The 25415-nt window shown below is 52.2% G+C and carries 14 protein-coding genes, 1 tRNA gene and 1 pseudogene; 5 read left to right on the top strand and 11 right to left on the bottom strand.

The window, feature by feature from the left end; translation table 11 throughout:
• The first annotated feature begins 65 nt into the window (after positions 1-65).
• A pseudogene (locus EMQ_RS10890) lies at positions 66-1287 on the top strand (aldehyde dehydrogenase family protein).
• Positions 1288-1418: 131 nt separating this feature from the next.
• On the opposite strand, the gene EMQ_RS10885 reads toward EMQ_RS10890, so the two are convergent.
• The 3 genes from EMQ_RS10885 to EMQ_RS10875 all read right to left on the bottom strand — a co-directional run bounded on the left by EMQ_RS10885 (position 1419) and on the right by EMQ_RS10875 (position 6976).
• Positions 1419-3854, bottom strand: coding sequence for a membrane-bound PQQ-dependent dehydrogenase, glucose/quinate/shikimate family (locus EMQ_RS10885; RefSeq protein ID WP_018308009.1), 2436 nt, complete (start codon positions 3852-3854; stop codon positions 1419-1421).
• Positions 3855-4034: 180 nt separating this feature from the next.
• Positions 4035-5024: an Lnb N-terminal periplasmic domain-containing protein gene (locus EMQ_RS10880; protein WP_010666842.1), complete on the bottom strand. Its 990-nt coding sequence runs from the start codon at positions 5022-5024 to the stop codon at positions 4035-4037.
• A complete protein-coding gene (locus EMQ_RS10875) occupies positions 5024-6976 on the bottom strand; it encodes an esterase/lipase family protein (protein ID WP_010666841.1) in 1953 nt (650 codons plus the stop codon). Before EMQ_RS10875 ends, EMQ_RS10880 begins: the two co-directional genes overlap by 1 nt.
• A gap of 206 nt (positions 6977-7182) precedes the next feature.
• Between EMQ_RS10875 and EMQ_RS10870 the strand changes: the two genes are divergently transcribed.
• Positions 7183-9120 carry an acyltransferase family protein gene (locus EMQ_RS10870; RefSeq protein ID WP_010666840.1) on the top strand — a complete coding sequence of 646 codons (1938 nt, stop codon included), beginning with the start codon at positions 7183-7185 and terminating at the stop codon, positions 9118-9120.
• 177 nt (positions 9121-9297) lie between these two features.
• Here EMQ_RS10870 and ppa read toward each other — a convergent pair whose 3' ends face one another.
• A complete protein-coding gene (gene ppa, locus EMQ_RS10865) occupies positions 9298-9822 on the bottom strand; it encodes an inorganic diphosphatase (protein ID WP_010666839.1) in 525 nt (174 codons plus the stop codon).
• A 131-nt stretch (positions 9823-9953) separates the two neighbouring features.
• On the opposite strand from ppa, the gene EMQ_RS10860 reads away from it, so the two are divergent.
• The 3 genes from EMQ_RS10860 to EMQ_RS10850 all read left to right on the top strand — a co-directional run bounded on the left by EMQ_RS10860 (position 9954) and on the right by EMQ_RS10850 (position 12572).
• A tRNA-Ile gene (locus EMQ_RS10860) sits at positions 9954-10027 on the top strand.
• Between the two features lie 97 nt (positions 10028-10124).
• Positions 10125-11804: an energy-dependent translational throttle protein EttA gene (ettA, locus tag EMQ_RS10855; RefSeq protein WP_010666838.1), complete on the top strand. Its 1680-nt coding sequence runs from the start codon at positions 10125-10127 to the stop codon at positions 11802-11804.
• A 240-nt stretch (positions 11805-12044) separates the two neighbouring features.
• Positions 12045-12572 carry a GNAT family N-acetyltransferase gene (locus tag EMQ_RS10850; protein ID WP_010668968.1) on the top strand — a complete coding sequence of 176 codons (528 nt, stop codon included), beginning with the start codon at positions 12045-12047 and terminating at the stop codon, positions 12570-12572.
• Between the two features lie 153 nt (positions 12573-12725).
• Here the strand turns inward: EMQ_RS10850 and EMQ_RS10845 are convergent, their stop codons facing one another.
• From EMQ_RS10845 to EMQ_RS10815, 7 genes are all read right to left on the bottom strand, one after another.
• A complete protein-coding gene (locus EMQ_RS10845) occupies positions 12726-13412 on the bottom strand; it encodes a 4'-phosphopantetheinyl transferase family protein (RefSeq protein ID WP_158320019.1) in 687 nt (228 codons plus the stop codon).
• 85 nt (positions 13413-13497) lie between these two features.
• Positions 13498-14142, bottom strand: coding sequence for a sterol desaturase family protein (locus EMQ_RS10840; protein ID WP_158320020.1), 645 nt, complete (start codon positions 14140-14142; stop codon positions 13498-13500).
• Between the two features lie 203 nt (positions 14143-14345).
• Positions 14346-15728, bottom strand: a complete 1383-nt coding sequence (locus EMQ_RS10835; RefSeq protein WP_231367949.1) for an efflux transporter outer membrane subunit — start codon at positions 15726-15728, stop codon at positions 14346-14348.
• A gap of 256 nt (positions 15729-15984) precedes the next feature.
• A complete protein-coding gene (locus EMQ_RS10830; RefSeq protein ID WP_010668067.1) occupies positions 15985-17565 on the bottom strand; it encodes a DHA2 family efflux MFS transporter permease subunit in 1581 nt (526 codons plus the stop codon).
• Entirely contained in the window at positions 17562-18692 is a 1131-nt protein-coding gene (locus EMQ_RS10825) for an HlyD family secretion protein (protein ID WP_010668068.1), read from the bottom strand. The genes EMQ_RS10830 and EMQ_RS10825 overlap by 4 nt, the downstream gene beginning before the upstream one ends.
• A gap of 92 nt (positions 18693-18784) precedes the next feature.
• A complete protein-coding gene (locus tag EMQ_RS10820; RefSeq protein ID WP_018308014.1) occupies positions 18785-19564 on the bottom strand; it encodes a thioesterase II family protein in 780 nt (259 codons plus the stop codon).
• Positions 19561-24729 carry a non-ribosomal peptide synthetase gene (locus tag EMQ_RS10815; RefSeq protein WP_018308015.1) on the bottom strand — a complete coding sequence of 1723 codons (5169 nt, stop codon included), beginning with the start codon at positions 24727-24729 and terminating at the stop codon, positions 19561-19563. The genes EMQ_RS10820 and EMQ_RS10815 overlap by 4 nt, the downstream gene beginning before the upstream one ends.
• Positions 24730-25415: the final 686 nt, after the last annotated feature.

The following is a 25415-nucleotide window of genomic DNA, read 5'->3' as shown; positions in this document are numbered from 1 at the left end:
CTGTCGGTAAAATGACCCTGAGCCGAAATCGCATTTTACAAGATTTCAGAAGCAGAGATTTACGCATGCCTTCCCAGACACGATATAACCTTTTTATTGATGGTTCCTGGACAAAACCCGCCAGCGGCGAATGGACGCAAATCCGCAATCCGGCGACCGGTGATGTTGTCGGAGAGGCTGCGCGAGGGCAGGAGCAGGACGTCAAGATTGCGGTAGAGGCTGCCAGAAAAGCGTTTCCGGCCTGGCGTGATACCCCCGCATCCAAACGTGCCGATGCGCTGTATAAATTGCGTGATCTGGTTGCACGCGACAAAGAAACGCTTGCCAGAACCATCACCTCCGAAATGGGAAAAACGCTGAAGGAGGCACAGGAGAGGTTGATTTCGCCATCGCCCTGCTGCGTTTCGCCGCGGAAAACACCCGTCGTCTTGAAGGCGAGATCATCCCCGGAGAGCGTCCGGGCGAAAAGATCCTGATTGACCGAGTGCCACATGGCGTCGTCGGCGCCATTGCTGCGTGGAATTTCCCGCTGGCGCTCTGTGCCCGGAAAATCGCTCCGGTGATTGCGGCAGGCAACACCATCGTTCTCAAGCCGCATGAACTGACACCGCTTTCCGCGCTGGCGCTGGCGAAGCTGGTGGAGGAAGCGGGCATTCCGGCGGGCGCGGTCAATATCGTGACCGGCGATGGACCGGAAGTGGGTGTGCCGATTGTCGCACACCCGGACACGAGACTGATCACCATGACCGGTTCGACACCTGCCGGTAAGAAGATCATGACCGCTGCCGCCGAACACCTGAAAGAAGTGCGGCTGGAACTGGGCGGCAAGGCGCCGTTCATTGTCATGAATGACGCCGACCTCGACAAGGCGGTCGAAGCCGCTGTCGTGGCGCGCTTTGGCAATGCGGGACAGATCTGCACCAGCAATGAACGCACCTATGTGCATGAGGCCATCTACGACCAGTTTGCCGAGAAACTGCGTGAGAAAATCAAGGCGCTGAAAGTCGGTGATCCGATGGACCCAGCAACGGACATGGGGTCGAAGGTCAGCGAGGATGAACTGAAGAAGGTGCATGAGATCGTTGAAAAAGCGGTCTCTCAGGGGGCGAAGCTGGAAATTGGCGGCAAGCGTCTGACAGGTGGTATTTATGACAAGGGCTGTTTTTATGCGCCAACCCTGCTGACGGGTGTGACAACGGCTATGGCGAAAGCGGTCTCGGCGGCGAAGATGGTCAGCACGGGCTTGAAGCCTATGTGGATACAAAAACCATCTATCTGAACGCCTGATATGGAAAGGGCGGATATCCCGGTGGGATATCCGCCCTGAAACAAGAGGAAGTTTTTGGGGGTCGCCTTTTTCAAAAAGGCGACGTTCCCTGAAGCTTTTTTCAAAAAGCTTCACCAAAAACTTTGGTTAATCAATGCGCCGTCGCATCATCCGGCAATGTGTAAGCGATAATCTCGTCGCTCACATCCGGCGAATGGCTCATGCCGCCAGCTGAAATCACCACATATTCCTTGCCCGTTTTCGGAGAGCGAAACACCAGCGGAGCCGCTGGAGCACCGGCAGGCAGGCGCGCCTTCCATACTTCCTCACCCGTGAGCGAGTTCAGCGCACGCAGATAATAGTCCTGCGTACCAGCAAAGAACACCAGACCGGACGCCGTTGCTGTCGGACCACCAAGCGTCGGCAGACCAAGCGGCACGTCCATGTGTGTCTTCAGACCCATTGGACCGGTGTCCTTCACCGTGCCCAGCGGCACCTGCCACAGCAGCTTCTTGCTGCGCAGATCAATGGCGCTCATCGTGCCGAAAGGCGGTGTGTTGCAGGGCACGGCAAGCGGCGATTGCAAGATGTCGATGCGGACGCCCTGATAGGGGCCAGCCACCTGCGGACGCAGCGTGCCCATGAAGCCCGGAACCTCGTCCATCGAAATCTTGTAGCGCGAGGCGTTCTTTTTGTTCACCAGCATCATGCGCAATGGCATGCGCATGTCGTTGACGAACATCAGGCCGCGCGCCTCGTCGATGGAGACGCCACCCCAGTTCATGCCACCAAGCAGGCTCGGATATTCAATGTAGGGTTTCTCGCCGGGCGGCGTGAACGCCCCTTCATAGACCGAGTTGCGGAACATGATGCGGCAGTAGAGTTGGTCGAACGTGCTGACACCCCACATGGAGCTTTCCGTCAGCGGCTTGGCGCCGATTTCAGGCATCCCCACCGAGAAAGGCTGCGTTTGAGAAAGATGCTCCCCCTCCGCCACCGGCTGTGTGGCGACTTTCTTTTCCACCACATCTGTCACCGGCTGGCCCGTGCGACGGTCAACGACGAAGATGTTACCAGTCTTGGTCGTCTGGATCAGGGCGGGAACGGTCTCGCCCTGCTTGTTGGTCACATCAAACAGAACCGGCTGGGAAGGAAGGTCATAGTCCCAGACATCGTGATGCACGGTCTGGAAAACCCACTTCGTCTGGCCGGTCGAGGCATCGACGGCGACGATGGCCGCGCCGAATTTCTCCTTCACGGCATCACGGTCACCGCCCCAGTAATCTGGTGGACCGTTGCCGGTCGGCAGATAAACAAAGTTCAGAGCGCGGTCATAGGTCGGGATGGTCCACACGTTGGGTGTTTCCAGCGTGTAGGTCTTGCTTGGGTCTGCCGCATTGGCGTTGTCCGGATCACCGACATCCCAGGCCCATGCGAGTGCGCCAGTGCGCACGTCATAGGCGCGGACCACACCGGACGGTTCGCCATGGACGATGTCACGCACCCAGCCGCCGATGACGGCCGTATGGCCCATCACCACAGGAATACCCGTCGGATGATAGCGCTTGCCGTTCTCCACTGGTCCCATACGTGGCTTCAGATCGACAACGCCATTGTTCCCGAATTTCGGGCACAGCTTGCCGGTGTGGGCATCCAGCCCGATCAGACGGGCATCGACCGTGTTGACAATGATGCTCTGACGACAGGGAGCATCCGGATCGACCGCCTTGTCTTCAGCGGACAGCGTCTGGTCCCTATCGGTGTCATAATAGCCGACGCCGCGACAGGTGACATGCTCGGCCGAGTGCGCCTGCGGATCAAACTTCCAGAGCGCCTTGCCGGTATCACCGTCGATAGCCGTGATCAGATTTTCCGGCGTGCAGGAATACAGCACATTGCCGATCTGCTGCGGCGTGTTTTCATCGACCCCTGTGCCCGCGCCAGTCAGACGACGGCCTGTGTGATAGACCCACGCCACCTGAAGACGACCAACATTCTCGGGTGTGATCTGGCTGTAGGGCACATAGCGCGTGCCGTGCTCATTACGGGCGAAATACTGCCAGTCCTCGGGGACATCCTCTTTTGCGACAGTGAGAGGCGGCAGCTTGCTGAAGCCTGTATCATTGTGGATCGCGCCATGAGGCGAGAACGCCTCGAACAGGGTAAGCAGCAGGCAGCATGTCAGCGCCAGACCACCCAGTACGCTCTGCTTGCGTGTCTTCGGCGCGAAAGACTGCAGCGTGGCCGTAGCCCACAGACTGAGGACGAACAGGATGGTCGGGACGACGAGGCGTGGCAGAAGCGCCCAGTAGCCGAACTCCGGCGTATCAAAGAAAGCCCACAGGACAGTCGCGACAAAGACGCCGATCGAGAAAGGCAACGCGATGCGCTGTTTCAGTACCAGAAGAATGGCGAGGACGATGTAACCGAGGCCCGCGAACAGATAGTAAAGCGAGCCGCCAAGCATGACGAGATTGAAACCACCCGCGGCAAGACCTGCGCCAATGAGCAGGCAGAGCAACGCGACCAGAACACGCCAGCCATCAAGCAGGCCGAGCTTCCGGTAAGTGGGCTGAAAATCACCCATAGGACTCTCCAGAACACATCCCTGCAGAGGCTGGGATGTTTTGAAAATTTGTCCACTTCCTCTGGCTGAAAAAACGGGGGTCGCATAGTAAAAAAACTTTGTGCAGGGAGTGTCAGGGATCAGAAGACTGGCTGGAAAAGATGAACTCCGATGCGCCGTCCACACCGGAGATCACCTGCATCACGGAGCATCCACGCTTTCACGCAGCGGCCTGTTCTCCCGGATTTCCTGAGAATAATCTGAATCCGGACGGGCGTCCTTCGGTCTGCGGATAAGACTCATCCTTTTCAGGGTCGGAAAATCATATCTGTGATCCAGAAACCCGAGATCATACGCCAGAGAAGCAGTATAGCCGCTGAGCAGCACGCGCCAGTCCAGACGATAGCGCCAGTGCGCATCGGCGCGTTGCAGGATGCCGGTCGTACAATTATCCGTCAGCGTGTTGTACCACTGGGGATGCGTCTTCAGAGTATGAATCTCGGTGAGGTAACTGAGAAACAGACGCCGTTCCGTCTGTGGAGCCAGTTGCAACGGATAAAGATAGACACGCTCCTTACGGATATCGGTTCTGACGCCGATCAGATCACGCTCATCGGCCGTCACGTAAAACAGTTCGTAATGATGAAAGAAACCGGCAATCGTCGAATAGGAAAAGCGCTTCTGTCTTCTGGTTTCGATCGATATGGCGAGATGCTGTCCGTTACTGAAGCCAAATGACAGGAAAACATGGGCTATGGCGTCACCCGCCCAGTAGGACGTGACAAGATCTACCCCGGACAGTTTGTCGAGGTCATAATCAGCATCATAGTAAGACGGTTTGTAATCACTCTCGGTTTTGTAAGTAAAATTCCGGACATGACTGACATGTACGATATGTCCGTCAATCCGCGTATCAGCCGGAATGGCGTATTCACCCGCCCAGATGCGATCATTACGGGGCGGGTCAGTCAGATACCACCCCCAGAAACTGGTCAGGAGAACGGCACAGCCAGCCAGACGGATTTTTCCTTTCCACCGCAGGCACACGACGAAAAGAACAGGAAAAAGCAAGGCTAGGCCGACACGCAGCCAGCCAGGCAGAATGGTCGAATACCAGAACGCCGCCATACCAAACAGCAGCATCACGCCGCAGGCCAGATACAGGCACCATCGTCCGACTTTCCCGAGCATTACTTCCAGCTTCTCCCGGTCGGCACATATTCGCCACCGATACGCATGATGTTCCTTTTCGCCATATCACCCGAAGGCGGCTGATCGCTGGAGGTTTCCAGAATCTGCTCGAACAGGATGCGTCGGACTTCCGCAATCGTCACCGGGTTCGACTGGGTGGAATGTTCCGAATGTTTCACAACCAGTTCGGAATTCACATAGGGAACATGCGCGCTTTCATAATTCACGACACCGTCGCTGGCGGTCGGAGAGGGACCATCTCCCGTTACCGGAATGATGGAATGCGCCTCGACATCAGGCGACACCTCAATGGCTGACAGGGACTGGATGAAACTGCTCTGCGGCGACATGCCGTAAACACTGGCGACACGCCAGGGGCTCATATCCAGCCGCAACGCATCATCCGCCTGCACAAGCTGGTTCAGGACATGCGTGACAGTCAAAGGAAATGTTATCATTCTTCCCAGAATGCGTGACACGGAAAGCGTCGCCAGATAACTGCCGTGCTGCGGGGTCGAGATGAACACCACATTCTTCACTTCCGGCATTGCCGATGGGAACAGGGCCTCTCTCAGCATATCCCTGGTTCTCGACGTCAGATTCAACTGATCGAGCGGCACGGAAATGAGCCCGTCCCAGAGACGGTTTTCTGCATTGATGACCAGCATCTTGGAGAGAAGACCGCCCTGGCTGTGCCCGATCAGGGTGATATGGCCAAGCGCCGGGTCGGCCTGCATGCCCCCCAGATTCTGGATGGCTTCCTGCAAGGATTGCCTGAGCTGGACAGCGGAATACGGAATGGGATTTCCCGTGCCGTAGGAGAAAACCCAGAATTCGAAATGCTTGCGGATTTCAGGGTCCGCCAGCAGATCATTGATCATGTTGGCCCAGCGCCCTGCGCTGGACGCCGTCCCATAAACCAGCACAACCGGCATGCGCCCCTTTCTGTGGGGTTCGATTGCGGCAAGCTGAAGTCTCTTGTGGTTGTCAAAATAACGGCCATTGAGAAAACCGATATACTCCGCAGACCAGTCGACGGATTCACTCAGGCTGACGGCGCGGGCTGTGGTGGGATCATACTGTAACGGGACCTGATGGCTGTCCTCGCGGCGTTCCGTGGCGTTATCACTGGCGGTCAGCACCATGCGACCCACCATATGATCGGACAGAACCTGTTCCCTTGAATGGTCAATCTCCATGAAAAGACTGACAGGCACACGCATCTTGTCCGAAATCTGGAAGGAGTGCGTCTCCCCCGCGTTCATCTGTGGAATGGCGGCGAGCGGCTCACCCAGTCCGGGTTCGGAATAGATGTTGTTCAATCCGCTGACTGCAAAACGGGCTGTCGGGCGGAAATCCGTCAGGGTGTGACCGTGCCAGTTCAGATCGTTCGGATTGGCCTGCAATTCCAGTTGGCCGACGGGCAGCGTCCAGACCTGCGAGCCCACTCGAGCCGGGGAGCCGAGCGCCTCCGTCAGAGCCAGCATGTAGAGATCGCACGCCTGACGGAAATGCTCGTCATACGGGCTCGGGCGTTCCTTCTCCGGCGCATCGGGCGACAGATAGGCATAGGCATACAGGGCCGCCATCATGAACAGGGCCGGGTCATGGTGGCGACGCGCCAGAAGATAGTTCAGCTCCGCCAGAGCAAATATCTGGGACGACACATCCTTGGAATAGAACCCCTCCTGTGTGGCCAACCTCAGAGAAGCAAGCGCTTTTTCCGGCTTCGTTTTCCAGACCGCAAGCAGGTTCTGCCGTTGCAGAACCGTGTGGGTCGAGGCGCTGAACTGATCCGTCTCCAGCGCGCTACGGGTGCGCTCCTTGTAAGCGTCGATCAGACTAAGGCGGTGGATGGAGACCGGCGAGCAGGCTGAAAGCGTTACCAGAACAGAGAGACAGGCCAGTGCCTGTATCAGGCTCCCCTGCCCCTTCCTTCTCATCACCTGCATCAGTCAGACCTGCTCCCAGTGGTTTCCATGACAGACTACCCGTTGTTCCATGAGATGTCGTTACGCTCCCAGCAGGGGGCAGCAAGACGCCCATGTCCTGCCTCACCTCCCTTGAAACCGCCTGGAATTTCAGCCATCACTCCCGCATATCCGAATGAAGTCTTCTACTCAGGCTGGCCAGCTAACCAATCCCACGAAAGACTGCAATGACACAGATACGACAGGCTTTTGCCTATCGTCAGGATATTGACGGGCTACGGGCTCTCGCCGTGCTTGCCGTGCTGATCTTTCATGCGTTTCCAGAAATTGTTCCAGGTGGTTTTTGCGGGGTCGATGTTTTCTTCGTCATTTCAGGCTTTCTGATTGGCCGGATCAGCCTGACAGAACTGCATCAGAATGGCTTCAATACCTGTCTCTTTTATGAAAAACGTATCCGTCGTCTTGTTCCCCCTCTTGTCTGTGTGCTGCTGGCAGTCTTTGGAGGCAGCGCTCTGCTGATGGAATGCGGCGATCTCGCGCTTACAGCGCGTCATATTGCCGCAGGAGCGCTCTTTTCCGACAATCTGGTTCTCCTCAATGAAGCCGGATATTTCGACACACTCTCCGAAACCAAACCCCTGCTTCATTTGTGGAGTCTGGGTGTTGAAGAACAGTTCTACATTCTCTGTCCTCTTCTGTTTCTGCTGTTCCGCAAAAACCAGAAAACAGGCTGTACCGTCCTGCTCTTCCTGACCGCGCTGTCGTTCGGAGCGAATGTTTTTCTGAGCGCCACCCATAGTGATCTGGTCTTCTACTCGCCGCTGACACGCCTGTGGGAAATGGGTGTCGGTATCTTGCTGGCTTTCGTCATGATGGTTCGTCCAGGCAGCATTCCTGATGTGTCTCTCCCCGGCATCCTGTTTCTGGCGACCAGTTTCTTTGGCTTCAACTCCCGGATGCACTTTCCCGGATATGCAGCCTTGCTGCCTGTTCTTGGCGCCGCCATGATGATCGGCTCTGGCGAAAATGGTCTGGCCAATCGGTACATCCTGAAAATCTCCGGTCTGCGCCTGATCGGAAAAATCAGTTATTCCTTCTATCTGTGGCACTGGCCGCTTCTGGTCTTCTCGCTCATTCTCACCAATGGACAGGCAGATGCCTGGGTCAGAACCGGCGATCTCCTTCTGGCTTTTCTGCTGGCGACCCTGACATGGCGATATGTGGAACGACCGACACGGTATGGTGGCTCCAGTCGTATAAAGACACGCTTTATTGTCATGGTGCTGCTGTTCATTGCCGCAGCCGGCTATGGCACATGGCGTGCAGGCGGCTTCTGTTCCTTACGCCCTCAGGCCCCTTCTCTCATTACATCACTGCGCGCCATGGAGAATCCCTATAAATTTTATGGTTATCCCGCCAACCTTCGCGTGGGTGTCTGCCATTTCGTTACAGAAAAAGAGTGGTGGGCCCACAAATGTCTGGATCTGCGACAGCATAATATCTTTCTGATCGGCGACTCCTACGCCGCCGCTCTTTATCCCGGCCTGAGTCATCAGCGTGATCTGTATTACCCCAATTACGGGCTGACCCAGCTTACGGATGGCAACGCGCCACCTTTCACAAAACCTTCTTCAGGACGGTCCGACATCGGACTTCCTCTCGCCAGCGTCAATGCGACTCATCTGAACATGATCAAACGCTACCAGCCCGATATCGTGGTGCTGTCATGGTATGTCTTCGGATCCAACGCCGACAGTGACCCGGTCGAGACCGCCCCCCTGATGAGCGGGACGATAGACGATATTTTTGCTGTTTCTCCCCACAGCCGCATCGTGATTGTTGGCACCTTCCCTAGATGGCAGTCTTTTCTGAAAGATCAGATTTTACGGTATTATGATACCTATCACATCCTGCCGCCGCCAAGAATGACTTACGGTCTGGATGAGTTAAACGTAATGTTTGAAAAGCGCTTTCTTGCAACCTTTCACAACTCTCACGCCGAATACATTTCCTCGCAGGCCATATTATGCCCGGACGGACAATGTCTCACTCGGCTGTCCGATCGCGCTACTGATCTGACGGCAGTAGACTTCGGACATCTCAGCGCTCCGGCATCACGCTATCTTCTCAGCCATATCGCCCCTCGTGTATTCACATTGCCCTAATGGACAGATGCCTGAATATGCACAACTCCTGCAGATGAGAGTTCTCCTGTCAATTTACTGAATACTCCTGATCAAGCTTGATTTAGGAGCAAATAAAGTCCCCCTCCTCCTGAATAAAAAACACCCTGCTTTCAAACCGAAAGCAGGGTGTTTCCATCACTGAACGCGCAAGAAAAATTACTTCTTCGCAGCCTCAAGGGACGCCTTGATGATCTCACCGGCGCGGGCCTTGTCGCCCCAACCCGTGACCTTCACCCACTTGCCCTTCTCCAGATCCTTGTAGCGCGTGAAGAAATGCTCGATTTCCTGAATCAGGATCTCGGGCAGGTCCTCGATCTTCTCGACCTTGGAGAACTGCGGGTGGATCTTGTCGTGCGGCACGCACAGGATCTTCTCGTCCTGACCGGCCTCGTCTTCCATCAGCAGGACGCCAATCGGACGGGCGCGGATCACGCAGCCCGGAACAACGTTGCGCGGTGTGAGGACCATGGCGTCTGCCGGGTCGCCATCAGCAGCCAGCGTGTTCGGGATGAAGCCATAGGCCGCCGGATAGACCATCGGCGTAAACAGGAAACGATCGACGAACAGCGCACCGCTTTCCTTGTCGATCTCATATTTGACGGAAGACCCCTGCGGGATCTCGATCACGACGTTGATGTCGTTCGGCACGTCCTTGCCGGGGGAAAGTTTCGAGACGTCCATCGTCCTGCTCCATATGGATAAATTGCGGGCGAAGCGTAGCCCTGTGCCGCTTTCTTGCCAAGACAGACATATTTCCTTGCACTGGACGCTTGCAAAATGGGTTGGGTTGCGCGAATTGATGAGCCGCCTGCGCGCCCGTAGCTCAATTGGTTAGAGCGGGCCGCTCATAACGGCTTGGTTGCGGGTTCAAGTCCTGCCGGGCGCAGGCGTCTCCATCGGCCGGGTCCAAAGCCCGCCCGATGTTCGCCCTCTCTGGCCATCTCAGGGCCGGTCCTTCCATTACTGTCACGGAGTTTCGTCTCATGGCGCCATATCAATATGTCTATGTGATGAAGGACCTGACCAAGTCCTATCCGGGCGGTCGCGAAGTCTTCAAGGGCATCACCCTGTCCTTCATGCCCGGCGCCAAGATCGGCGTTCTCGGCGTCAACGGCGCCGGTAAATCGACCCTGCTCAAGATCATGGCCGGGATCGACAAGGAATATGGTGGCGAGGCCTGGGCCGCTGAAGGCGTGAAGGTCGGCTATCTCGAACAGGAGCCGAAGCTCGACCCGAACCTGACGGTCGGTGAAAACGCCGCACAGGGTTTCGGCGACCTGAAGAAGGCGGTCGACCGCTTCAACGAGATCTCCGCCAAGTTCGCCGAGCCGATGGACGAGGACGAAATGACCGCGCTCCTCGCCGAGCAGGCTGATCTTCAGGAGAAGATCGATGCGGGCGATGGCTGGGAACTCGACCGCAAGCTGGAAATCGCGCTCGACGCACTGCGCTGCCCGCCTGCCGACAGCCCCGTCGATAAGCTTTCCGGTGGTGAGCGCCGTCGCGTCGCGCTGTGCCGTCTGCTGCTGGAAAAGCCTGATCTGCTGCTGCTTGACGAACCGACCAACCATCTCGACGCCGAGAGCGTGGCATGGCTCGAAAAGACCCTGCGTGACTACGAAGGCACCGTCATGGTCATCACCCATGACCGTTACTTCCTCGACAATGTGACCAACTGGATTCTCGAGATCGAGCGCGGTCGCGGCTATCCGTTCGAAGGCAACTACTCTTCGTGGCTGGAACAGAAGCGCAAGCGTCTGGCGCAGGAAGAGAAGGAAGAGAGCGGCCGCCAGCGCGCCCTTGCCGCCGAGCAGGAGTGGATTGCCTCCAGTCCGAAGGCCCGTCAGGCGAAGAGCAAGGCCCGTATCACCAAATACGAAGAGTTGCTGGCCAAGAGCAACGAGAAGGCTGCTGGCACGGCGGAAATCGTCATCACCCCCGGCCCGCGTCTGGGCAATGTGGTGATCGAGGCGGAAGACCTGACGAAGGGCTTCGGCGACCATCTGCTGATCGACAAGCTGAACTTCAAACTGCCGCCAGGTGGCATTGTCGGTGTGATCGGACCGAACGGCGCGGGTAAGTCCACGCTGTTCAAGATGATCACCGGGCAGGAGCAGCCGGACAGCGGCAAGCTGACCATCGGTGACACGGTTGAACTCGGTTACGTCGACCAGTCACGCGACAGTCTCGACGACAATAAGACTGTCTGGGAAGAAATTTCGGGCGGCACGGACGTGATCTATCTTGGCAAGCGCGCGGTTCCGTCGCGTGCCTATGTCGGCGCATTCAACTTCAAGGGCGCTGACCAGCAGAAGAAGGTCGGCGTGCTGTCCGGTGGTGAGCGTAACCGCGTTCACCTTGCGAAGATGCTTCGCAAGGAAAGTAACGTCATCCTGCTCGATGAGCCGACCAACGATCTCGATGTCGATACGCTCCGCGCACTGGAAGACGCGCTGGCCGAGTATCCGGGCTGCGCCGTGATCATCTCCCATGATCGCTGGTTCCTCGACCGTCTCGCCACGCATATCCTCGCCTTTGAGGGTGACAGCCATGTCGAGTGGTTCGAGGGTAACTTCCAGGCGTATGAGGAAGACAAGAAGCGTCGTCTGGGCGATGCTGCGGTCGAGCCGAGCCGGATCAAGTATCGTCCGCTGGCGCGATAAGCCGGTTTCGGGCGGGGTGGTTTTACGGGGCGTTGCCCCGTCCCCACAAAGGGACGCAGTCACTTTGATCCCGGCCTGTTTCTCGGCAATTGCAGGAAATGTTCCTGTAAAACACCAGAATGTTTTTGGTGAAGCTTTTTTCAAAAAGCTTCAGATGGCCTGTTTTCGAAAACAGACACCAGACATTCTGCCGGCTTCCATTTTACAAATTCACTTCAGGATGTTTCTGATAGATCATCCATGAGCCTGCATATCCTCCGCACCGCCCGCCTCACACTGACGCCCGTTTCCTGGCGCGACATGGAGGATATTGCACGCCTCAAGGCGGATGGGGGCGCGTTCGCCATGATGCTCGGTGGTGTACGCAACCGTCAGCAGGCGGAGGCGGAGATGGTGTCCGACATCACCTTCTGGGCAAAATACGGTACCGGCATGTTCGCTATCCGCGAAAACGGACAGCTGATCGGCATCACGGGCGTGCATGAGCGACCGGATGGACGCGGTGTTGCGCTCAGGTTTGCGATCTACCCTTGGGCAGCCGGACGGGGACTTGCACGGGAAGCAGCAGCAGCGGCGCTTCGTCATGCTCATGCAGCAGGTTTTTCTCGCGTGATGGCCGTCGCCCGTGACAGCAATATCGCCTCCCGCAAGGTATTGGGAGGCATCGGCATGAGAGTGTGTGAGCATTTCATGCGCGGCGGACACAACATGCTGGTATTCGAAAGCGTGGCGCACAAGGGAGCAGAGAAGGAAACACCCGCCCTATAGACTATGGAACTGAGATATTTGCGGAAGAACGGCTGACAGGCGTTTTCCATGATAAGAAAAATAAAAATCTCGTTTTACTTTCTAAAGTTTTCGCATAATAACAAACAACTTCACTGCTGCATTTTCCAGAAACGAGACAATTATTACATACTTTTATTTTCCAAGCCTGTGTCTGAAAGCAACACATATACAATGATTTTTAACAGTACCAGACCAGAAGAAATGAATTTCTGATTGATCGACTTTCTTTATCATTGATTCCTGACCCAACGTTATCTCAAGATTTTTAAAATTTTCGGTAATTCCACACCCAAGAAGTTTGCAATAAGCCTCTTTTGCGGTCCAACACTTCAAAAAAAACTGTTTCTTTTCTTCTGGCAAAAGAGAATGAAAAATCTCTTTTTCTCTCGCAGTCAAAACACAATCAGACAATTCCGAGCAGAACACAGATGAGGAAACAGGTTCGAGATCTATACCAACATCGTAGTTTTGGGATACGCAAATAACGCTATCCGTATCAGAATGACTGACATTGAAGTGTGCTCCGTAATCATTGCAGGCAGAAGGCTTCTGTCCTTTCAATGATTGAATAGAGATGGATTCCAAATTCAGACTGCTTTTATCAGCAAGAATTTTTTTCAACGCATATCTTGTTATAGCGAATGACCGCTTATCTTTATAACAGACCAGAGACTTGATTCTCTCGGACTCATCTGCATCCATAAAATCAAGCGATTTTAAAAACTGATCATCATTTTCTTCATGGTTTACATGAAATATTTCAATTTCTTTTTCGAACGAAAAAATTAATTTGTTCGTTTTTATATTTACTTGAAGCAATAGTATCATTCTTTATTCAAATTCAAGCCTCTTGTGAGGCTTGAATGGAAGACAAAAACCAGAGAAATTTACTTTTTAAATACTGTTATTTTTGAACAATTGTTTTCAAAATCCTGTCCATCATTGGGAACAGAATGTTGAAATTACGATCGGCCATAAGATGGCGTCTATGGTGGATGGTATGCAGACGGCGCACCATCCTGATCCAGGGAAGCTCTGTAAACCAGTATCCAGGCGGAACATGGGCACAGACGTGAAAGATCTCATAGCACAAGAAACTTCCCATCACCGCCATGGAAAACAAAGAGGCCATATTCTGATTCAGGATGGAGACACCAGACCAGATACCAAACAGCAGTATGGATATGAGAACAACGAGCCAGGGCGGAAACAGAATAACACGCCAGTCCTGAGCCTGATCAAAATACATCTCATCATCAGAGAAAAAACTGTGATGGTCACCCGTATGTCTTTTATAAAAAAGAAGGGCGGCAGGGTTTTTTCTATGCCCAAAACTTTTGTGAATATAATATTCACAGACATTAAAGAACAGAATACCAAAGACAAAAGCCAGACCATCAACCAATTTGAAATTATGTATTTTTGAAGCAAAAAATATTATGGCACAAACCCCGAAAAAAAAGACAAAGGCACCATGAAGATATACGTTATAATATTTTGATATTTTACTTCTATACGATGCCCGAAAGGGTTGTACGCTGTGTGCCATTTTATTCCTCATACTCAGCCCACAGGAAGATCCGCTTGAATGAACAAGGATGCTTTACAGTGGCTTCCTTAACGCTCTGTCTGATGAAAGTATAGTCTACAGCCAGACACGCGCATCAGACAAAATTTCTTAAATTAACGCAAGAGTTATTATTTTATTTTCAACAAAATCGCGCATATTTATAAAGATATATTTATAATACTTTATTCAGATTGAGCTTCATTTTCCCATCCACCACCAAGAGCATTGTAAAGTCGAGCAAGACTTGTCGCGACAGTCGCCTCGTTCTCGGCCAATGCAAGTTCAGCGGTTAAAAGCTGATCCTCAGTGCTCAAAACAGTGAGGTAATTGGTCAAACCACTTCGATACTGACTTTCCGCCAGCTTGAGCGCATGATTATCATTGGCGATTTCATCACGTAATTTTTGCATGCGTGTCTGTTCATCATGATACGCAGTCAGAGCATTATCGACATCATGCCATGCCTGCAGAACCGTTTGCTTGTATGAAATAGCAGCTGCTTTCTGTGCACCTTTTTTCAATGCAAGCTGACCACTCAGTCTTCCACCCTGAAAAATAGGCAGGGAAATTGACGGACCAACGTTCCATGCCTTTGCATTCCAAAAGCCCAGGTCCCGGAAAGAAAGAGTCTGGAATCCAAAATCAGCATTGATGGTTACTCTTGGATAGAAATCCGCAACCGCTTCACCTGTCTCTTCAACAGCAAACCTCAATTTCGCTTCTGCTTCCCTGATATCTGGACGTCTGTGAGCCAGTTCGGACGGCAGACCTACGGGAACAACAGGTGGAACAACTGGCGTAATTACATTCTTTTCCAGTTCCTCATTGAGACTTCCCGGCATTTCTCCCAGAAGAAGGGCAAGAGCATTCTCTTCCTGCGCTATCTTGATATTCATTTCTGCGATCTGGGCTTGGGTATCGTTCAGACGCGCCTGAGCAGACTCATAATCCACTGCTGATACGAGCCCTCCCTTGTACCGGCCCTGAGCTATATCAGAGATCTTCTGAATAACTTTCACCCCCTCTTTCATGACAAGCAACCGCCGCTGATCACCACGAAGAGTCAGATAACCGCGTGCCATGTCAGCCTCTTCAGCAATCAGAACTGCATGGCGTTCTTCCTCCGTTGCCTGCAATCCCGCCTTTGCAGCCTGATATTGATGCGCAACACGTCCCCAGAGATCAATTTCATATGTGGCGTCTACACTGGAGCTCCATTGATTGAGCAATGGAACCGTCGCTGTATTTCCAGCCTCTTCAATAAATCCACTGGCCAACTCACCCATCTGACCGTGAGTTCCATGGACAATACCACCACCGATACGATGTAGCGTTTCCTGCATCAGCTTTTCACTACGCTGCACCCGTCTGTAGGAACCTGTGGCACTCAGGGCAGGGAAGCGCTCCGCTCCCGCAAGCATGAGCTGCGCCCGGCTTTCAGACAGGTTTGCCAGAGCAAGAAGAAATGACAGGTTTTTAGTGGCCACACGTTCTTCAAGAGACGTGAGTTCCGGATCATTGAAAGTCTTCCACCATTGCACAGAGATTTGTGTCTCTTCGGTCATGCTAAATGCATTTCCCGAATGCAGATTCTCGAAATGTGCTGGCGACCACGGTTTCGGCGCATGATATTTGGGGCCAACATGCAAACAGCCCGGCAATGCCAGAAGAACGCAGGATGAAAATGCAACGCGGATGAACGGGGTTACGCACATCTGAAGTCTCCTGCGTCCAAATATTTCCACGCGGACATCACATGCAAAGACCTCTTTGGTCTTTCTGCTGTGGACAGAATCAACGATAGAAAAGAAGTCCACATAATCATTTTGCTTTTGTGCCCAGTTGCATAGATTTTCTGCTGGTGGGGAGGAAGAAGCAGAACGGAATGGTCGCAAGAGATAGAATGCCGATAAGAAAAAACACGTCATTGTAAGCCAGCAATGCTACCTGTCGCGTAAACTCGCCGAACAACCGATGCCGGCTATAAGTCTCCGCCATATCGCTCGAAAACCCATAAGCTTCTGCAATATCCTGAACCCGGTCGAGATATGCTGAATATTCGGCTCGGCCGACAGTCATATTATCTGCAATATAGACCTGATGTCTTTGCCGTGTTTCAATAATAGTCGCTGTCCCCAGTGAAATTGCGAGAGAGCCAATATAATTGCGCGCCATACTGAACAGCGCCGAAGCATCAGCATTGAGTTCACGAGGCAATGTTGAATAGGCAACGGTGGAAATCGGCACAAACAGAAAAGCCATCGTCGCAGTCTGACAGACACGGTAAAAGATAAGATGCCTCAAATCGAGTTCTGCATAAAGTGACGTTGCCTGAAACATCGCCATTGCCAGAAGAAAAAATCCGCATGCGATTACATAGCGCACATGGATTTTCTTCATGAGCCAGTTCACGAAAGGGATCAGGCAGACAACGGCTATTCCACCGGGAGCCAGAACAAAACCGGAAATCGTGGCGGTATATCCAAGCATCTGCTGTGAAAACTGCGGTATGATGATAGCAGATGCGTAAAGTATCCCACCCATGACAGAAATCAGAAGTGTGCCAATCGCGAAATTCCGATCTTTCAGGACTGACAGTCTTACCAGCGGATCTTTCACGCGACATAGCCATACGATCGCGCCCAGAATACAGAAAACACCAGTTAAAGCCATCAAAACGATAAAGGATGAGCTGAACCAGTCTTCATCCTCGCCACGATCGGCCATAACTTCGAGACAGCCCAGACCGAGCGAGATCAATCCGATCCCGACAACATCGATCCGTTCCTTTCTGGCCTTTTCCCATGGCGGATCCTCGACCAGAATCATGACAGCAAGAATTGTCAGAATTCCAAAGGGTACATTGACAAAAAAGATCCAGCGCCACGACAACTCGTCGGTAAGATAGCCCCCAATCAGAGGGCCGGTCACAGGAGCCACTACTGTCGCTACGGCTGTCAGACTGAAGGCTGCTCCGCGCTTCTCCGGCGGAAACGTATCAAGAATAATCGACTGCTGGCTTGGCTGGAGACCTCCCCCAAAGAAACCTTGAAGAATACGAAATATAACAAGCGAGGATAGGGACGTCGCAAGTCCACAAAGAAGAGACGCAACGGTGAATATGCCAATACAGATCAGGAAATAGCGTTTACGCCCGAAAACACGCGAAAGCCAACCTGAAATCGTCAGAACAATGCCATTGGCGACAAGGTAGGAAGTCAAGGCCCATGTTGCGTCGTCATAAGAACTGCCCAGAGCCCCTGCGATATGAGGCATCGCCACATTGACGACTGTCGTATCAAGGATTTCCATGAACGCAGCCAATGTCACAACAATGGCAACTAGCCAGGGATTGTGCTTCGGCTTCCAGACATCCTGTGGCGAAGTCTCATTTGCGTTCATTCTATATGGACCACCGGTTCGACGGACAGGCCCAGAGGCAACGGTGGACCATTCCGCGGAAGACCACCGTCAATACGGATTTTTACCGGAATTCTTTGCACGATTTTCACAAAATTTCCGGTAGCATTTTCAGGCGGAAAAGTACTGAAGGACTCACCCGATCCCAATTGAATGGAATCAACATGCCCCTGAAGACGAAGCTGGGGAAAGGCATTGATGGAAATGTCTACCTTCTGACCCGGCTTCATCCCCTGTATCTGGGTTTCCTTGTAGTTCGCAACGATCCAGACGTCAGCAGGGACAATAGACATCATCTGCTGTCCAGGCTTCACGAAATTCCCCAGTTCCACATTACGCTGGGAGACCCATCCATCACACGGCGCACGAATGTGGGTGCGGATCAGATTGATTTCGGCCTGCTCAAGATCGGCCTTCGCTTCAACCAAAGCAGCTTCTTCCTGCGACACGTGAGCTGCAGCATTTTGCAGATTTGATTCGACCGGTTCCGCCTGCGTCACATCGCCCTGTGCAGAAGCAACCTTAGCCTGGGCTTCTTCCAGAGCTGCTCTGGCATGATCAATATCCTGCTGGGATGTGCCTTCCCGCATCACTGTAAGCTGGCGGTGATAATCGGCCTTGGCCCGCATAAGCTGGGCTTCCGCAATCTGCAGACTTCCTTCTGCAGCCCGGAGCCTTCCTGGAAAGGTCTTGTGCGAAATCTCCGCAATCATACGGAATGCCCTGATATTGGCCTCTGCCTTAAGAACAGCAGCCCGAGCTTTGTTAAAGGCGACCACATAGTCGCTGTGATCAATCGAAAGCAGAAGATCGCCGCGATAAACAAACTGATTATCGTCAACAAGCAACTGCGTCACATATCCGCTGACCTGTGATGCGATCGCATGCTTCCGGCCCGCCGTATAGGCATCTTCGGTCTTTACGTCATTGCGTGTCTTATAAAAATAATAACAGCAGAGAACTATAACTAGAACAATCAAAAGAACGAACGCTACGACATTGCGTCTCCGGCCTTTCTTCCGAGGAACATCCTCCGTCCCGCTGCTGGCAACAGGCTCCTCCAGATTATCAGAAACCTTATCCTCCTGTATGTGATCATCCTGCGCCATACCGTCTCTTTCACACTGTTCCTGGCCTGCCTCAACCCATCGCCAGGAAGGGAAGCAAAGGTGTCAAGGCGCAAGAAAAACAGAACAAGCCTTTATATCTTGATATCTCTTTCAGAGAGAACAGCCTTTATTTTATCAAGAACTTCCGGTTCCCGGTCATGCAGAAAGAAATGACTTCCATCAAATTCGTGCATCCCAAAAGAACCTTCAGTTTCATCTTTCCAGGCAGCTATCGCCTCTGGTGCTGTCTGCCTGTCCATGCTTCCGTAAAAAGAAAAAATCGGACAGGCAAGGGGTGTCTCATGTGTATAGCTGTAACTATCTACGGAACGGACATCAGCCCTGACAACCGGCAGCATCAGCTCGATCAGTTCCGGTTCTTCCCGAATCATACTGATCTTGTCAAAGATTGCCGGACTGCCCTCGCTCATATCCAGCAATTTTTGAATGAAGGCATCATCATCCAGATGGGAGAACTCATCTCGTGGAACAGATGGAGCGTTCATACCGGAAAGAAAGAGCTGCAATGGAAGAGGTAGTTCCCTTTTCCGCAATTCACGCGCTGTGACCCAGGCAACCAGTGCCCCCATGCTGTGCCCAAAGAACACTGAGGGGCCAGCGCACTCATTTTCCAGACAATCAGCAACACCTCTTGCTATTTCGAGGAGATTATCAAGACATTCTGATCCGATATTTTCATCACGTCCAGGCAGGTTCACTCCGTAAACAGAGACCGATTCAGGAAAAAATCCTGCCCAACTCCGAAAAACACCGGCGCTTCCCCCCGCATATGGAAAGCATATCAGCTTAAGATCGGCAGGCCCTTTTCCAGAAAACCGTTTCAACGTGACCTGTGTCTGCACGGATGTCATGCCTGAACCTTTTCCACATTTTCATGCAGATATTCTGACAAAGATTCCACCGTGGGATTCTGGAAGAGATTGGCCAAACCAATCTTGCAACCAAACTCGCTTTCTATCCGTCGACGAATACGAATCAGATGCATGGACGTCGCACCCAAATCAAATGCGCTTATATGAGAAGGAATTTCACCAATCCCCATTACGTCGGAAACGATCTTGCGCAGCTTCTCGATCGTTTCATTGCCGATACTCCCGGCGCAAGTCTCTCCAAAGGACATTTCCTTCGCTTTGAGAGCCTTACGGTCGATCTTGCCATTCGCGGTCAGTGGCAGCTCGTCGAGAACAACAATGCGTTCTGGAATCATGTAATGCGGCAAGGCATCACGCGCCGTCTCTTTCAATTCATGCAGTGAGAATTCATTGCTGTCTGAAAGAACGATATAGGCAACGAGACGCCCCATATAACGGTCACCATGACGCAGAATGATGGCCTTGCTCACCTGTTCATGTGACACGAGGACTTTTTCTATGTCACCGAGTTCTATTCTGTATCCGTTGATTTTGACCTGATCATCACGTCGCCCAAGGAATTCGATAACGCCATTTGGACGATAACGTCCCAGATCACCCGTCCGGTAAAAACGTCTTCCAGAACGGGGATCTGTCACAAAGTGTTCCGCTGTCCTGACAGGATCATGCAGATATCCCTGCGCCAGTCCCATACCACCGATACAGATTTCGCCTTCAACCCAGTCTGGACAACTCTCCTGCCGGTCATTGAAGATATCGAATGTCTGGTTCCCTAGCGGCTTGCCATACGGCACACTTGTCCAGCCTTCTTCACTGCCCATAATTGGATGTGAAATCGACCAGATGGAGGCTTCCGTCGCACCACCAAGGCTCAGAACTCTGGCATCCGGCCAGATGGCCGATATTCTTGCCGGAAGTATAGGAGGAATCCAGTCACCACTGAGCATGACAAGACGCAGTTTCAGGGCCGGGATCGGTTCCTCGGCATTCTCGATATGATCGATCAGAGTGTCCATCAGGGCAGGAACGCTGTTCCATATGGTCACCCCGGTTTCTGCCATCAATTGCAGAATCTGTCCCGGATTGCGCAGTTGCTCCGCAGTTGGAAGCACGACTGCTCCGCCACTTGAAAGCGGGCCAAAAATATCAAAGACAGACAGGTCGAAGTTCAGATTTGAGAAAGCAAGAAACCTGTCGTTCTCATTGATATCGTAACAACGGATCAGGTCCGTAATTGTATTCAATGGACCACGATGGTTGAGCGCTACACCTTTTGGCTCACCAGTCGATCCGGAGGTGAAGATGACATAGGCGAGGTCTTCAAACCCGCTTTTCTTTTCATCAACCATACCGGAAGCCGGGATCGTGCGAACTACTGCGCCGTTGGTATCGACGATAATTTTTTCAAGTCCGGACCACGCCGGATCGTCCGCGTTCTCTTCTGATACCACCACGCGACTGATCCCGGACTTGGCCAGAATCTGCTCCCGACGCAGAAGCGGCAATTCCGGATCTATCGGTATGTACCCGGAACCTGACTGAAGAACGCCAAGAATGGCTGCCAGACCCGAAAAGCTCTTTCCAATGGCGACACCGGTCAGGCCACTGAGAGGAGCCTGTCCAAGCGCATGGGCAATTCCATCAGCCAACTTTCGCAGTTCGATATAACTCAGTGCCGTATCACTACCCTGCCCCAAAAGAGCCGGTGCATCCGGGGTCAGTGCGACCTGCTTACCGAACAGATCATCAAGGTTACCCTGAGGCAGAACTGTTTCTGTTGCATTCACATGATCACGGGTCAGTCTCTGCTCACACGTCAGCAGAAGAGGTGACGTTTTGAACCAGGCATCCGGGCTGCTTGCCAGATCAGTGATCAGCGCGACATAGGACTCAAACATGCTATCAAGGAAACCTTCGGGGAAGGCATTTTCCATGGCGTCCCAGTTAACAACCAGACCGCCGTGCATCTCGAACACATGGTTGTCCAGCACAACCTGTGGCGTCTGACTGATGCCACCCACTTCCTCGCCGAGTATCCACAGATCAGGATCTGTCGTCAGACCCGGCAGACCAATTCCGCTGGTAAACACGACACGACCGCATTCCGTTGTCTCTGGAGCCGCTCGTGACATAAGCTGCAGAACATCCACACCATCGACCATACGGTGCGCCAGGTCCGCACGTAGACGCTTCTGAATGTCCGAAGATCTGTCGGCGAAACTCTTACCGTTCCGGTTGTCGATCTCCAGAATTTCTATTCGGGTAAAGTCGCCAGCAACCCTGTCAATATTCAGATCGACCGGCAGTCTGTCGTTCAATGGCAGACTCAAATGGAAATGAGCGTTACCGCTCCAGCGCCCAAGGACTTCAGCATAGATCGCACACATCACGGTCGACTTGGTCAGACCAAAACGCTCTCCATTTTGGACAAGGCCAGCCCACAGATCTTCGGACAGCACGTATTTTCTACGGCCAAGGCGAGGCCGCTGCCCCTGAAGCGACGCGATGGAGAGAGGCGGCGGCGGGATGTCGGCTATTCTGTCCTGCCAGTAACGCAAGGCGTTCTCTCGCGTCTTGCCGGACTGCGCTGCCTGTTCATATGCGACATAACTCTGGAAACCGGTTTCCGGAAGTGCCGGCAGATCCTCTCCCTGAAGAAGCTGGTTCATTTCAGACAGAAGAAGAATAATCGTGGAAAGATCTGCAATAAGCATATCAATGCCAAAATGCAGTCTGTTTTTCCCATATCCTGTTTTGCTGATTTTCAGGTCGAAAAGAGGCCACACACCAAGCGGCAAGACCCGGTTCTCATTGTCACGCGTGCAGGCAAGAAGAGCCTCCCGCCTTTCTTCTTCAGACAATCCAGAGAAATCGGCAACCGGAATGGTGTATTTTCCGGGAGCCTCAAGAATTTTCTGTACGCCCTGAGACAGCACAACAGTTCGCAAGGAAGCATGCCGCGCAATGAGCTTGTTCCAGGCATTTTCGAGCTGTTTGGGATGCCATTCTCCATCGATCTCAATATAAACGTATGTGGAGAATCCACCGAACGAAACGTTTTCATCTCTCCCAACCACATAGGCGCGCTGAATGGGGCGGAGAGGGAATTCTCCTTCTACAGGCACATCGCTTTTGACGAACTTTGATCTGGGAGAAGAAACGCCGTCCGGAGATGCAATACGCTCCTGCAGATCATCAAAACTGGCGCCGTCGAACAGAATATCCAGCGGAACTTCAACTCCGAACTGATTTTCGATCGCACCAGAAATCCGCATGGCTGTCAGAGAGTCCAGCCCAAGGGAGGTCAGGGGAATATCGGTCCGCAGGGAACCCGGAGACAAACGGAGTGCTTCTTCCACAAAAACACGAAGCGATGGCCGGGAACGTTTGCTTTCTTCAGCAACTCCGGCTTTTTCCGGTTCATCCTGACAGACCCTGTTCTTGATCTGCTTGAACTCCTGAGCCTGATAGCGCTGCAATGCCGCACGTCGCTGCAATTTGCCGCTCGATGTTCTGGGAACCTGTCCTCTGCGGACAAAAAGCACTTCGTCCACACGCAAACCCGCATCACGTGAAATCATCGAACGCAGAGCGGTTGTGGCTTCTTCCTGCTGCTGCTGACTGAGGTGCCAGTCATGCGGCTCAACAATAATGACCAGCCGCTCGTTACGATGATCATTATCGACCGAGAAAGCCACGCATGCCGCGCCCTTCATGGCCGGATGACTTTCCATCACGATATTTTCGATATCATCCGGATAGTAGTTCTTGCCGTTAATGATAATAATATCTTTTAGTCGGCCTGTAATATAAACCTGTCCATTTCTGACAAAGCCCATATCACCTGTACGTAGATATTTTTTACCCTCAGCGCTTTCAAGAGAAAAATTGAATTTTTCTTCTGTTGCCTCAGGGTTTTCCCAGTATCCCTGTGCGACATTTTCGCCTGAATACCAGATTTCCCCTATCCGGGAAGGCTTGCACTCTGCAAGAGTGTCCGGATCAACAATACGCAGATCAGCATCGTTGTAGATATTACCACAGCCGACAAGCTGGACAGTCTCAACCGAATTCGAGGAATGGACGGCCTCACCTGCAGCAAGAGCCTGACGATCCACATCGAGGATATGCGCCATGGAATTATGCGCGCCGGAAACCCACAATGTTGTTTCCGCCATGCCGTAGCATGCCGTCACAGAAGAAGCCCTGAACCCCACAGGGGAGAACGTTTCGTGAAATTTTTTCAGTGTGGGCGCCCTGACAACTTCGGCGCCCGAAAAAGCCGTATTCCAGCTGCTCAGATCGAGATCGTCAGGCAATCCGTTCTGTGCGGCTTCGATGCACATACGGTAAGCAAAATCGGAAGCGCCACTGTAATTGCCCTTGTAGCGACTGATTGCGCGGAGCCAGTCAAGCGGCTGCCTTGTAAAGTGCAATGGCGACAGAAGATAAGTCGAAACACCACTGAAAACCGGCTGCAAAAGGCATCCTATCAAGCCCATGTCATGATGGGCGGGAAGCCAGGAGACAAGCACGCCATTATCATCAAGCCGGAAGCCGGATGCAATGGCTTGTGCGTTATTGACGAGATTGGCATGCGAGACGCACACGCCTCGAGGGGTGCCGGTCGATCCGGATGTATATTGAAGAAATGCGATACTTTCTGGGGTGCGCTGGCAGCCATCCCATTCCGATGCATCTCCCTCATTCTGCAACTCGGAAAGCTGCAACCACTCAAGAGCATCTCCATTGGAGAGAGAAAGGTGATGCCCAAGAACAGCTACGACTGTATCGGTTGCCAATCCAATCAGGGCGCCAGCGTTTTCAGCAACGCGCACTATACGATCAAGATGCCTGTTGGAAGCATAGGGCAGAACCGGAACGGGAAGGATGCCAGCATAGAGGCAACCAAAGAACGCGACGACAGCATCAATGCCAGGAGGATACAGTAAAAGGCAACGGGCGCCGCGGGATGATCTTTTCAGCAGGGATACCGCAACCTTACGGGCTTGGGTATCCAGTTCGGCGTATGTGAGAGATGCCTGCACATCCAGCATTGCATCAAGCTCTGAAAAAGCGATGGAGGCAGATTGCGCAGAGGCTCTTCTTGACAGGACATCAATGAAATCCGCACTTTTTCCCACTTTAATTTACCTTTTCGACGCCCAGTATACTGCAAGAATTAAGACCAGAAATTATGCTCATCCCAAGCATAATGTTCTCTATTTGTTGCTTTTATCATGTATATTTTTCACCTATTTTGACGATCAGCGAACAAATCTCTAAAAAATGCGATATGCGATCATAGGTTATTTTGCAACTGAGATAATAATTATTTGCACTGTTTTAACGATAAGAGACTACAATCAAAAGAAAATCTGATTTTCCGACTTATGCTTTCAAAAAATTCCCATTGATTTTATCACAACCCGGTTATATATTTATAAATATACAAAATATATATATGTTTATTGTGTGCAAAAAAAATATAATACCATAAACCGGGAGCGCCCAGCGCCAAACAAACAATTTATCTGTATAGAAAACCAAGATTGACATGCAATCTATCAAAAGCAAACCACATTGCTACAGAAAATCAAATTACACTAAAAATTCAGATAATCCTGAACATATCATAAATAAAAAACAAGAATAACATCTCTTAAATATTAATTATTAAATACTAAAATATATAAAAATTCTTTATAATTTTGAGTATTTTTCTCCATAAATACTATACTTTTCATTTATATTATAAATATTTCCAAAAACTCACTCTCACAGAAAAACACTGAAACCATAGACACCACACTCAATTCAGAAAATTAAT

The organism is Acetobacter aceti NBRC 14818 (genome assembly GCF_000193495.2).
Classification (GTDB): domain Bacteria; phylum Pseudomonadota; class Alphaproteobacteria; order Acetobacterales; family Acetobacteraceae; genus Acetobacter; species Acetobacter aceti.
The sequence above is the reverse complement of the archived record's forward strand: the minus strand, read 5'-3'. Positions and strand labels throughout refer to the sequence as shown.

Bases quoted from the DNA above. Each gene is read 5' to 3' on its own strand.
- EMQ_RS10885 (WP_018308009.1), bottom strand. From the start codon at position 3,854: ATGGGTGATTTTCAGCCCACTTACCGGAAGCTCGGCCTGCTTGATGGC.
- EMQ_RS10880 (WP_010666842.1), bottom strand. From the start codon at position 5,024: ATGCTCGGGAAAGTCGGACGATGGTGCCTGTATCTGGCCTGCGGCGTG.
- EMQ_RS10875 (WP_010666841.1), bottom strand. From the start codon at position 6,976: ATGCAGGTGATGAGAAGGAAGGGGCAGGGGAGCCTGATACAGGCACTG.
- EMQ_RS10870 (WP_010666840.1), top strand. From the start codon at position 7,183: ATGACACAGATACGACAGGCTTTTGCCTATCGTCAGGATATTGACGGG.
- ppa (WP_010666839.1), bottom strand. From the start codon at position 9,822: ATGGACGTCTCGAAACTTTCCCCCGGCAAGGACGTGCCGAACGACATC.
- ettA (WP_010666838.1), top strand. From the start codon at position 10,125: ATGGCGCCATATCAATATGTCTATGTGATGAAGGACCTGACCAAGTCC.
- EMQ_RS10850 (WP_010668968.1), top strand. From the start codon at position 12,045: ATGAGCCTGCATATCCTCCGCACCGCCCGCCTCACACTGACGCCCGTT.
- EMQ_RS10840 (WP_158320020.1), bottom strand. From the start codon at position 14,142: ATGGCACACAGCGTACAACCCTTTCGGGCATCGTATAGAAGTAAAATA.
- EMQ_RS10835 (WP_231367949.1), bottom strand. From the start codon at position 15,728: ATGACCGAAGAGACACAAATCTCTGTGCAATGGTGGAAGACTTTCAAT.
- EMQ_RS10830 (WP_010668067.1), bottom strand. From the start codon at position 17,565: ATGAACGCAAATGAGACTTCGCCACAGGATGTCTGGAAGCCGAAGCAC.
- EMQ_RS10825 (WP_010668068.1), bottom strand. From the start codon at position 18,692: ATGGCGCAGGATGATCACATACAGGAGGATAAGGTTTCTGATAATCTG.
- EMQ_RS10820 (WP_018308014.1), bottom strand. From the start codon at position 19,564: ATGACATCCGTGCAGACACAGGTCACGTTGAAACGGTTTTCTGGAAAA.